8 protein-coding genes are annotated in these 12,395 nt (G+C 41.0%); 6 read left to right on the top strand and 2 right to left on the bottom strand.

Going from position 1 to position 12,395, the window contains the following annotated elements:
* Window positions 1-7: 7 nt before the first annotated feature.
* Window positions 8-886, top strand: coding sequence for an EamA family transporter (locus PLZ15_03240; protein HOI28750.1), 879 nt, complete (start codon window positions 8-10; stop codon window positions 884-886).
* Here the strand turns inward: PLZ15_03240 and PLZ15_03235 are convergent.
* Entirely contained in the window at window positions 883-1,503 is a 621-nt protein-coding gene (locus tag PLZ15_03235; protein HOI28749.1) for a class I SAM-dependent methyltransferase, read from the bottom strand. The two genes, PLZ15_03240 and PLZ15_03235, sit on opposite strands and share 4 nt — an antisense overlap.
* Before the next feature lie 199 nt (window positions 1,504-1,702).
* On the opposite strand from PLZ15_03235, the gene sulP reads away from it, so the two are divergent.
* From sulP to PLZ15_03210, 5 genes are all read left to right on the top strand, one after another.
* Complete coding sequence (gene sulP / locus PLZ15_03230) at window positions 1,703-3,415, top strand: sulfate permease (GenBank protein ID HOI28748.1); 1,713 nt, start codon at window positions 1,703-1,705, stop codon at window positions 3,413-3,415.
* 165 nt (window positions 3,416-3,580) lie between these two features.
* Window positions 3,581-4,645 carry an efflux RND transporter periplasmic adaptor subunit gene (locus tag PLZ15_03225; protein HOI28747.1) on the top strand — a complete coding sequence of 355 codons (1,065 nt, stop codon included), beginning with the start codon at window positions 3,581-3,583 and terminating at the stop codon, window positions 4,643-4,645.
* 50 nt (window positions 4,646-4,695) lie between these two features.
* Window positions 4,696-7,809 carry an efflux RND transporter permease subunit gene (locus PLZ15_03220; GenBank protein HOI28746.1) on the top strand — a complete coding sequence of 1,038 codons (3,114 nt, stop codon included), beginning with the start codon at window positions 4,696-4,698 and terminating at the stop codon, window positions 7,807-7,809.
* Window positions 7,810-7,930: 121 nt separating this feature from the next.
* Complete coding sequence (locus PLZ15_03215) at window positions 7,931-9,220, top strand: MFS transporter (protein ID HOI28745.1); 1,290 nt, start codon at window positions 7,931-7,933, stop codon at window positions 9,218-9,220.
* Between the two features lie 33 nt (window positions 9,221-9,253).
* The gene (locus PLZ15_03210; protein ID HOI28744.1) at window positions 9,254-10,936 is read left to right on the top strand and encodes a capsule assembly Wzi family protein; all 1,683 of its coding nucleotides are present in this window, start codon (window positions 9,254-9,256) and stop codon (window positions 10,934-10,936) included.
* Window positions 10,937-10,996: 60 nt separating this feature from the next.
* Here the strand turns inward: PLZ15_03210 and PLZ15_03205 are convergent, their stop codons facing one another.
* Window positions 10,997-12,367: a PQQ-binding-like beta-propeller repeat protein gene (locus PLZ15_03205; GenBank protein HOI28743.1), complete on the bottom strand. Its 1,371-nt coding sequence runs from the start codon at window positions 12,365-12,367 to the stop codon at window positions 10,997-10,999.
* Between the last annotated feature and the right edge of the window lie 28 nt (window positions 12,368-12,395).

Raw genomic sequence — 12,395 nt, 5'->3', positions numbered from 1 at the left:
GGTAACTATGACCTGGTTTCTGATAGCTTTATTATCGTCATTTCTTTCAGCATTTGCTGCAATCACTCAGAAGAAAGTTCTTTTTAACAGAAGTCCGCTGGAGTTCTCCTTTCTCTTATCAATTGCTAACCTTCTCTTCTCCATCCCTTTCTTCTTCTTCATCGATTACGGCACAGTAAATCTGAATAACCTAACCGTTCTATTTGTAAAAGCGGTTATCGGCGTTGCCGCGTTTTTATGTGTAATGACAGCGTTAAAAAATCTGCAGATCAGCAACGCGCTTCCTTTGCTTGCTTTAACTCCGGGCTTTGTTGCCTTCTTTGCTTTTATTTTCCTGGGCGAGTCGCTATCTCTTCCGGAAGTTGCGGGACTTATATCATTAATGACCGGGACTTACATCCTCGAAAGTAAGAACCTGAAGGAAATACTCTTTCCTCTTAATGTGTTTTTCAGATCCAAATTCCACCGGTACATACTCGCAGCACTATTATTATTCACAGCTTCCTCGGTTATGGATAAATTACTTTTAATCAGGTTGAATCTCACGCCGGTTTCATTAACCGCATTTCAGCATCTCTTCTTCGCAATTCTTTTTACGATCATATATTTATTCGGCAAAGGCGATTCTAAAAGTTCCGGGCTGCTGGCTGATAAAAAGGATTTTGGATGGATTGCGCTTATATCTGTTTTAACAATCGGCTACCGTTTTACACAGATCGTATCCATCGGACTGGCATCTGTTGCGCTAACGCTTGCTGTGAAACGAACTTCCGTACTGTGGGCGACAATTATTGGCGGAAGGATTTTTAAAGACTCGAACATGATTAAAAAAACTATTGCGGTTCTCTTTATACTGCTGGGTGCTGTTTTAATTCTCCGGGATTAATTTTTTGTAAGAATTACTATATGACTTGTTGAAGGAACATTTTTAATCTCTTTCTTTATTTTCAATCCGCTTTTTTCAGCCAATCCATAAACACCGTTTTCTCTTACATAAGATTTAAAATTTCTGTAATGATCACTGCCTGCTGCAAATTCTACTACTTCATTTAAAACGCTCCAGAATCCTTTAATCCTGGGTACGAGGTAATCGGCTATAATTACGTTGTCAGATTTCTCCGAGAGGCTTCTGAGTATTTCAACGCGCAGGTGAGAATCAACTTCGTGAATAACATAAGACAGAACCGAGTAATCGTAATGTGTTTCGGTATCGCCAAGAAACATTAATAAATCCGAGTGATGAAATCTGATATTGGAAAAACCTGTTGAAGATAATTTTGTGTTAGCGAGCTGAATATTCTTTATCGAAAGGTCAACGGAATCAACCAAACGGCATCTATCAGCAATCTGAAACGCAAATCTTCCGGTACCGCAACCGGCATCTAAAATTGTTTTATCATAACCGATGATTTTCTTAATCAGTTCAAACGATTTGTCCTGATTCGGCGCTATCAGTTTGTCGTAAAATATTCCGTCGTACCAGTGATTTTTGTTCTCTTTCATTTCCATCCTGATTTTTTTTATACTAATTAGATGAAAAAGTACTAACCCGGATTCTGATTCTCAATATCAGAAAGAATGAGTAAAAATTCTGTGTTGATAATTATCAGAATGAACTTCAGGTAAAGTTATCTAATTCAAGATTTTCTCACGCATTTTATCCGATTATCAGGTAATTTTACATCCTAAAAAACATTTGCTTATGTTAAAGCCGAAACTGTTTACAACATTAAAGAATTATGACCGGAAACAATTTCTTCCGGATCTTACAGCCGGCGTAATAGTGGGAATTGTAGCATTACCGCTGGCAATCGCATTCGGAATTGCGAGCGGTGTTACTCCGGAGAAGGGGATTATTACCGCTATAATAGCGGGATTTATTATATCGGCTTTCGGCGGAAGCCGGGTGCAGATAGGCGGCCCAACCGGTGCTTTTATAGTAATTGTTTACGGAATTATTCAGCAGTACGGAATGACCGGTTTGATGATAGCGACTATTATGGCCGGGGTAATCCTGGTAATAATGGGTTTCGCGCGTTTCGGTTCTATTATTAAATTTATTCCTTATCCTGTTGTTGTCGGATTCACATCAGGAATCGCTCTGCTCATATTTTCAACCCAGATAAAAGACCTGTTCGGATTTGCAATTAAATCTGTTCCGTCGGAATTCCATGAGAAGTGGATAATATACGGAGAGAGTCTTTCATCATTGAATTATTATGCTTTCGGCATCGCGGCAATATCGCTTCTAATAATGATTTTCTGGCCGAGAATAACACACCGCATTCCAGGCTCATTGATAGCAATAATTGTTTCAACTTTGCTTGTCCACCTTTTTAATATACCGGTGGAAACGATCGGAAGCCGTTTCGGCGAAATACCCTCTAATATTCCCGAACCGCATTTTTACGAAATTAATCTAGCAGTCGTAAAAGATTTAATTGCACCGGCAACAACAATTGCTCTGCTTGCAGCAATAGAATCACTCCTTTCGGCAGTTGTTGCCGACGGTATGATTGGCGGTAAGCACCGAAGCAATATGGAACTGATTGCACAGGGTCTTGCGAATATCGTTTCTCCTCTTTTCGGCGGAATCCCGGCAACCGGTGCGATTGCCAGAACTGCTACGAATATAAAGAATGGGGGAAGAACTCCCGTTGCCGGAATCATACATGCAATAACACTGCTTTTAATAATGCTCTTTTTCGGAAGCCTTGCAAAACTTATTCCGATGGCAACGCTGGCAGCGATACTTGTTATTGTATCTTATAACATGAGTGAATGGCGTTCATTTAAAAGTCTTCTGAAAAGTCCGCGCAGCGATGTGGTGGTTCTCATCACTACATTTCTGTTAACGGTTATTTTTGACTTAACGATAGCTATTCAGATCGGGATGATACTAGCCGTTATTCTTTTTATGAGAAGAATGGCTATGGTTACTAATGTAGGTGTTATTACCAGGGAATTAGCTGATGAGGAAGAATCGTACGATCCGAATGCAATTAACAATCGTGAAGTACCGGAAAGTGTTGAAGTATTTGAAGTAAACGGGCCATTTTTCTTCGGTGCCGCTTCAACATTCAAAGATGCTATGCATGTTATAGAAGAGCCGCCAAGAGTGAGGATTATCCGTATGCGCAATGTTCCTGCAATTGATGCAACAGGACTGCATACGCTGGAGGAATTCTATAAGGATTCGAGAAAACAGGGTACTGCTATTGTCCTTTCAGGCGTGCATACGCAACCGCTTTATGCTATGACGCAGGCCGGACTGCTCGACCTTTTTGGAGAGGAGAATGTTTTCGGAAATATTGATGATGCACTCGACAGGGCGCGTGAAATTCTTGGATTACCGGGAAAGGGGAGACCTGCTGATTTCGTCCCTTCTGTTAAGAGAGAAAATAATCCAACTTAATTAAACTTATAACCGGATAATTCTGTCAAACCGCCGGGGTTCCGTGAATATCACATTTAATATCCAGGTGCAACCATTAGTGCCTTTTTTCTGTTATCTATTAAACAGTGGAATTTATATTTTTACAAGCAATAAATAATAAATTAATCCGGATCAATTTCTATTATGAAAAACAAAAAAAGAATTATTTCAATCATATCGGTAATTGGAATCATTGCAACTCTGGTCCTGCTTAAAATCGATTTTAGCGGAGAAGAATCTTCTTCGCCCGGACCTCAGACGGGAAGGCGGCAAATAACTGTTGATGGAATGATAATAGAACCGCAGAGACTTCAGAACAAGATTTTTACTAACGGAACAACATTAAGTAACGAGGAAGTAGAGCTTAGAAGCGAAGCATCCGGCAAAATTACCGAGATCCTCTTTGAAGAAGGAAAACGGGTTAAGAAGGGGGATCTCCTAGTTAAAATTAACGATGCCGAACTTCAGGCAACATTGCGTAAAAATCTTTCGCGGGAATCACTTGCTAAAGATAAAGAAGCCAGATTCAAACAGCTGCTTGATAAGAATATGACCAGTCAGCAGGAATACGATGTTGCATTAAGTGAACTGAATTCTGTAACGGCAGATGTTGAATTCACACGAGCTCAAATTGAAAAGACCGAGGTACGTGCACCGTTCGATGGTATTATCGGTTTGAGAAGTGTAAGTGTCGGAAGTTTCATTTCTACTCAGACAAGCATTGCAAATCTCCAGAACATCAACCCGATTAAAATCGATTTCTCGGTTCCGCAGAAATATTTCGGTATACTCAATGCGGGAAAGTCTATTAATGTTAAGCTTCCTTCCTTCGGTAGGTCATACACCGGAAAAATTTATGCGGTTGAGCCGAAAATCGATGAAAATACAAGAACTATTAAAGCAAGAGCTACCGTTTCTAATGATAGAGGAGAACTTACTCCCGGAGCTTATGTAGAAATTGAAATTATTCTCGAGGATATGAATACTGCTTATTTGGTTCCGTCTTTTGCAATTGTCCCAGATATAGAAGGTGAAAAAGTATATCTGTATAAGAACGGCAAGGCCCGGTTGACTTCTATAACAACAGGTATACGTGATGAAAAGAATGTTCAGATAATTTCCGGATTATCAAAAGGCGATACAGTTGTTGTATCCGGGATCATTCAGCTCAGGCCGAACATGCCGGTTAAGATCGGCGCGGTTAACTGATTTACCGGTTGTTTTAATAACGGATTGTAAATTAAACTGAAAAAGAAAATATGAGTCTATCTTCAATTAGTATCCGCCGGCCGGTGCTGGCAACTGTAATGTCTATTGTGATTGTACTCTTCGGAATAATCGGTTATACCTATCTCGGTGTTCGTGAATATCCCAGCATTGATCCTCCAATTATCTCGGTATCAACGAGTTATCCGGGAGCGAATGCAGATGTTGTTGAATCCCAGATTACCGAACCTCTTGAAGAACAGATTAATGGAATTGCCGGTATCAGGTCTCTTACATCGGTAAGCCGGGACGGAAGGAGTTCAATTTCGGCTGAGTTTGATGTAACTATCGACATCGAAGCAGCGGCAAATGATGTTAGGGATAGAGTTTCCCGCGCTCAGAGAAGTCTTCCTGCTGATGTTGATCCGCCTACAGTTTCCAAAGCCGATGCCGATGCATTTCCGATCCTCTTTCTCAGCGTTAAAAGCGACAAGAGAAACCTTCTCGAACTTTCCGATCTTGCGCTTAATACATTCAAGGAAAGAATTCAGACGATTCCCGGTGTAAGCATGGTTAGCATATGGGGCGAAAGAAGGTACTCGATGCGCCTCTGGATGGATCCCGCTAAACTCGGTGCTTATAAAATTACGCCGCTCGATATCCGTAACGCCCTTTCAAGAGAAAACATCGAATTACCTTCAGGTAGAATTGAAGGGAGCAGTACGGAACTTACCGTTAGAACTCTCGGACGGTTAACAACGGTTGAAGAATTTAACAATCTTATTATAAGAGAATCGGATAAAGTAATTGTAAGGTTCAGGGATGTAGGACACGCAGAGCTTTATCCGGAAAATGACAGGTCGATTCTGCGCCGCGACGGAATTCCTATGGTTGGTGTTGTTGTTGTCCCGCAACCGGGTGCAAACCATATTCAGATTGCCGATGAATTTTATAAACGTGTCGATCAGATCAAAAAAGATCTTCCCGAGGATATAAGCCTTTCAATCGGGTTCGATGTTACAAAATATATCCGTAATTCGATCTCGGAAGTTCAAGAAACAATTCTTCTTGCTTTTGCACTCGTTATTCTTATCATCTTTTTCTTTCTGCGGGACTGGCGAACCACTGTCATCCCTATTGTTGCAATTCCCGTTTCGCTTATCGGTACTTTTTTTATAATGTATCTGGCAGATTTCTCAATCAATGTATTAACTCTGTTGGGAATTGTATTGGCAATAGGAATTGTTGTTGATGACGCAATCGTTGTTTTGGAGAATATTTATAGAAAAGTTGAATCCGGGATGCATCCAATTGAAGCAGGAATTAAAGGAACGTCCGAAATTTTCTTTGCTGTTATTTCAACAACAGTCGCTCTCGCATCCGTATTCCTCCCGATAATGTTCCTACAGGGAATTACAGGCAGATTGTTTGTTGAATTCGGAGTTGTAATTGCAGGTTCTGTAATTATCTCCTCCTTTGTTGCTCTTACCTTAACTCCGATGCTGAGTTCGCGTATTCTTAAACAGAAAGAGAAACATAGCAGGTTCTATTATAAAACAGAACCTTTCTTTAACTGGCTGGAAACTTCCTACCGGAACACTCTCGATGCCTTTATGAGAAAAAGATGGCTCGGATTTGTGATTATGGGTGTCTCTGGAATGATAATATATTTTATAGGCGCTAATCTGGAATCGGAGCTCTCTCCAATTGAAGATAGAGGCGAGGTTAGAATTCAATCAACTATGCCCGAAGGCACTTCATACGAAATGATGGACAACTACATAATGAATATGACTCGTGTTGTTCAGGATGCTGTACCCGAATCCGACGCTGTAATTTCTGTAACTGCAGGAGGTGGCGGTGGGGGATCTTCGAACAGCGGTTTTGTCAGAGTTGTTATGAAAGAGAGAGATCAGAGAGATAGGACACAGCAGGAAGTTGCAGATCAGTTGACCCGAATTACATCGAAACTAAACGATGCCCGTTCATTCGTTGTTCAAAGCCAGTCCATTTCTACAAGAAGAGGCGGATTGCCTGTTCAATATGTTATTCAGGCTCCGGATATCGAAAGACTTAGAGAAGTGATCCCGAAGTTTTTAGAAGCCGCTCAGGATGATCCGACTTTTGCAAATGTTGATATAAATCTTAAATTCAATAAACCGGAAATTCTTGTAGAAATAAACAGAACGAAAGCTCGCGAGCTCGGAGTATCGGCTCTCGATATTGCACAGACTCTTCAGCTTGCTTATAGCGGTCAGAGATTCGGTTTCTATGTAATGAACGGAAAGCAGTATCAGGTAATAGGTCAGGTCTTCAGGGAAAACCGGAATAAACCGCTCGATCTCGCATCCCTGTATGTAAGGAATAACCGCGGTGAACTGATTCAACTCGATAATCTAATTACTATTAAAGAAAGAAGCAGTCCGCCCCAGCTCTACCGGTTTAACAGATATGCCAGCGCAACTGTTTCTGCAAGTCTTGCGCCCGGCAAAACCATTGCCAATGGAATTGAAGCAATGGACCGTATTGCCAAACAGGTTCTCGATGAAAAATTCTCTACTGCGCTTGAAGGTGCTTCCAAAGATTTTGTGGAGAGTTCGTCGAGTCTGCTCTTTACCTTTATGCTTGCGCTCGTATTAATTTATTTGACTCTCGCAGCCCAATTCGAAAGTTTCCGCGACCCGTTCATTATTATGTTCACTGTTCCTCTTGCTATTGCCGGTGCTGTTCTGTCGTTGTGGTATTTTGGTCAAACATTAAACATTTTCAGTCAGATCGGTCAGATCATGTTAATTGGATTGGTAACAAAGAACGGAATTCTGATTGTTGAATTTGCGAATCAGAAAAAAGCTCAGGGCTTAAGCGTTATAGACGCTGTCAAAGAAGCTGCGCGATTAAGGTTGCGCCCGATTCTTATGACGAGCTTATCTACTGTGCTTGGTACTCTTCCGATAGCTCTTGCTCTCGGCGCAGGATCTGAAAGCCGGGTATCGATGGGTATCGCGGTTATTGGCGGACTTATTTTCTCCACTATTTTAACATTGTTCGTAATACCATCCATCTATTCTTATTTCTCCGAAAAAACAAAAACTGTTTCAAATATTGCATTAGGTCAACAGGAAAAAGAAATTCTTCATATTGAAAAAATGGCAGAAGTTTCAAAATAATTATCATATTATAATTTAGATAAGGGGACGGTTTAAGCCGTCCTCTTTTATTTTAAATCCATCCTCCTGCTTTGCAAAAATCAGTATGCCGAACTATCTTGCAAGCTAAAAAGGGTAATCTATGACAGACACCACTCCCAAAGCCGGCATTTTCAAATCATTTTCTAAAAACTTCTGGACCGTAATAATGATGGAATTTTTTGAACGCGGTTCCTACTATGGTATGATGAGTATCCTGTCGGTTTACATGACAGATCAGCTCAGTTTTTCAAAGGAGAGTGTTGGCGTAATTAAAAGTACAATTCAGCCGCTTCTCTATATTCTTCCAATTCTTTCCGGAGCTATCGGGGACCGTTTTGGTTACAGGAGAACATTAACATTCGCATTTATCTTCTTAGGTCTCGGTTATTTCCTTACAAGTCAGACAACAGAATATCCAATGGTTTTCGCAAGTTTAATTATAATGGCATTCGGTGCAGGTGCATTTAAACCGTTGATATCCGGAACAATTGCGCGGGAAACTAATGAAGGCAACAGCACATTAGGATTTGGAATCTTCTACTGGTCAATTAACCTGGGTGCATTTCTATTCCCCCTCATTTTAGTTCCATATATTAAAAATGCTTTCGGATGGCAGTATGTAATGATGGCTTCGGCAATTTGTACCGCCGCTATGTTAATTCCTACCTACCTTATTTATAAAGAACCAAAAAAACCGGAGAGCAAAAAAAATCTTGGAGAAGTGTTAAAAGGTATGGTGCTTGTATTGACCGACTTCAGATTTATCGGTTTGATAGTAATCTATTCAGGATTCTGGATTTTATATTTCCAGATGTTCGATTCGGTCTTGTGGTACGTTCAGAAATATGTGGATGCTTCTTCGCTCAACAACGCGGTGAACGGATTATTTGCCGCTGTCGGAATAAATCTTAACTGGAAATTTGATGTTGAACATGTGACCGTAATTAATGCCGGCACTATTATTCTTCTTCAGATAATTGTTTCCAATATTGTTAAAACCAAAAAAGCACTTCCTACAATGATAACCGGAATAACTATGGGGACAATAGGAATGGCGGTACTTGCAATATCAACCGATATCTGGGTATTCATGCTCGGAATTATGGTCTTCTCGATCGGTGAGATGACCGCTCATCCTAAATTTATAAGCTATGTCGGCCTCATCGCACCGGAGGATAAAAAAGCTCTCTACCTCGGGTACTCGTTCCTGTACGGCGTACTCGGAAGCGGTATCGGCGGAATCCTCGGCGCTAATCTTTACGTCCATTTTGTTGATAATCTAAATCAGCCGAGTCTGCTCTGGATAATATTCAGTATGATCGGTGTTGTTACGATCATAGGACTTTTATTGTATAATAAATATCTCGCTCCCAAAACTAAAAATGTTTAAGGATCAGTTGAACGGACTACAGTGATTTTAAAAATGAAATATTGCTGCGTTTTCACGTTTATCGTTTTACTTTTAACGTTTAATCTGAATTATGCCCAGCACGAGAACGTTGAACTGGACCACGATGTTTACCGCTACATTAAAGAGATGAAGGTAAAAGGGATTATTCAGAAAATTCATGATGACAATCCAGTTATGTCGCGGCTCGAAATTAAGAGACATCTTCAAAACATAGAATTGCAAAAGGATCGGTTGAGTGGTACTGAAACCGGTTTGCTGAAAAAGTATCAGGATGAATTCTACGATGAGAAAGCCGACAGCTCCAACACCTATCAATTTTTCGGAAGCGGCTCCGGCTTCTCATCGGATTTCTCCGATTTCTTTTCTGATAGATTGAAATATATGTTCAGTTACCGCGATGATAACGCTAGCTATTATCTCGAAATTCTCGGCAGAGCCTTGTACGGTCAGCAATTTGAACCGATTGTAAACAACTCTTCATTGTTCGACATCGGTTTCAGATTCAGAGGAACCGTATTCGATAAGATCGGGTATAGTCTCACCGCTCAAAAGGGAGGGATAGCCGGATCGCAGGATCTGGCTTCAACATTCGACCCGCGTTTGAATTACAATTTCAAATATTACGAGCGGTTTGAAAATATTGGCAATTACGACTTTACCGAAGGGTATCTGCGTTATTACATTGAGCCGGCGCAAAATATGAATCTCGCTTTCCAGATCGGCAGGGAGAAACTGAAACTCGGTTACGGATACGGGAGTAAGCTCGTTTTATCCGGCGACCACCCGATACTCGACTTTGTTAAAGTCGATTTCAATTACGGCGTTTTCAGCTTCACATCTCTTCATGCTTCGACGGTTGGGGAATTCAATTTTGACCGGGACCAGAACTACACAAAATTTATTGCATATAACCGGTTTAAGCTTTCATTAGAAAATCTGTTCGATTTCGGTTTTGGTGAAACAGTGATTTATACAGGACGAGGTATTGATCTTGCCTATCTTAATCCATTCGCCTTTTATAAATATATTGAAATGTCGATTCAGGACCGCGATAACGCTGTAGTGTTTCTCGATTTACAGACGAATCTTATAAACAATCTTGAAATTCAGGGGACATTTTTCCTGGATGAAAACATACTTTCACATCTTCAGGAGTTGGAACTTTTCTCTAATAAAACCGCATATCAGGTCGGTGCCTTCTGGTATTCACCGTTTTCAATTAACGATCTTTCGCTCGTTCTGGAATTTACGAGAATCCGCCCGTATGTCTATTCCCATTTCAGTCTTAAAAATTCTTATACTTCTCACAGTCATAACCTCGGTCATAGAATCGGTCCGAATTCCGAGGAGATTCACACTTCAATTTCTTACAATGTAAGTGAGAATTTAAGAATAGACCTCGAGTATCAGCACGTCCGCTCGGGTGAGAATATTTACGACGGGCAGGGGAATCTGATTTTTAATGCAGGTGGAGATTTTATGATAGGACACCGCGAACGGATCGATGCTAAATATATAAAATTCCTTGACGGCGAGAGAATCAACCAGAATATTCTGGGATTTAATCTTAGATATGAACCGGTGCGGGAGGTATGGTTTGATCTTCAGTTTAAATATATTGCCGAAAGAAATGTTACCAAGGAAACATCACTGAATTCGGGTTTCGCCTATCTGAGAATGATCTTCAATTTTTAGGTTGAGTTTCGTTTAATAATCGGCAGCTTTTGACCTTTTAAAATTCCTTGAAGCAGATGACTATTTCAGGTAAACCATCTTCTGGGTTTTTATAAAGTTACCGGATTTTAATTGATAAAAATAGATACCCGAAGAGAATAAAGAGTTAAAAGTGCAGAGTGCAGCATATTTTCCGGGCTGCTTAAATTCTTCTACAAGTGTTTCGACTTCACTTCCCAGAACGTTAAATACTTTCAAAGACACAAATCCGGCCTCAGCTAATTCGTATTCGATTTTTGTTGCTGGATTAAACGGATTCGGGTAATTCTGCAAAAGGGAAAACGATGACGGAAAAGAATGATTATCGTTCTCAACTTCTGAGGGGATCTTCGTCCAGTATTTTATAGAGTTGTCCTGATGATTTGAGCTAAGAATTTTATTCCCGTCGGGACTGTAAATAATCCGGCTTACCGTTTGCCCTGCCTGACCGGCCGGACTGGTCCACACAAGGCTGCCATTCGCCGCGTTCCAGATTCTTATAAGGCTTTCGGAAGATCCACCGCCGGACGCGATGCGGCTCCCGTCCGGACAAAATGCCACCGAGATAACATCGTCGGTATGGCTGCCTGTCCAAATCAATGATCCGCTGAGGGCATTCCAGAGTTTAACTTTGTTGTCGTCACCTATAGATACAATTGTATTACCGTCCGGACTGTATTTTGCGTCGAGGACCCGACCGGAATGTACTATTGTTTGAAGCAGCGCGCCTGTAACAGCATTCCATATCTTAACATTTCCGCTCCAATCGGAGGATATTACTTTCGTCCAGTCGTTGTTGAAATAGACTGTCGATACATTCGAATTTATTGTAGCCATCATTTGCTGTGTCTGTGTTGTAATGTTCCAGACTTTAATAATCCTGTCGGAGCCGGAGGCCGCAAAATTTCCGTTTGCGCTTACCGAGAGAAAATTTACACCGGTATTAAAGTTAGAATCATGAATCCCGATCCAGACAACATTTCCGTTCGCCGCATTAAGGCATTTAACATTGTTATCCTCGTTTGCAATCATTACACGGTTGCCGAACGAAGAGAAAATCGCGGCAATAACAACATCCACATCTGTAATAATCCAGAGCTGACCCCCGTAGTCTGCATCCCACATCCTAACGGTTTTATCCGAACTTGCCGTTACAACTCTTTTGCCGTCGGGGCTTACGTCAATATAATTTACTCTCCCGTCGTGCTGACCGGTCCATAGAAGATTTCCGTTAACGGGGTTCCAGGCTTTGATCGTTTTATCGTCTCCCCCGGAAAAGATCCTGGAGCCGTCCGGACTTATAGCAATTGCCCGAACATAGCCGGAATGATTCCCAGTCCACAAGAGAGTAAAATTATCCTGGGCTTGCATACTTATAAAAAACAGAAAAACAAGGGGAATGGTTTTTCGCATAGTCGTACCGGTTTTAGATCATCTTAAC

This window comes from Melioribacteraceae bacterium, assembly GCA_035362835.1.
In the GTDB taxonomy this organism is placed as follows: Bacteria; Bacteroidota; Ignavibacteria; order Ignavibacteriales; family Melioribacteraceae; genus DSXH01.
Note: the sequence above shows the minus strand (reverse complement) of the source record. Positions and strands in the feature narration are given on the sequence as shown.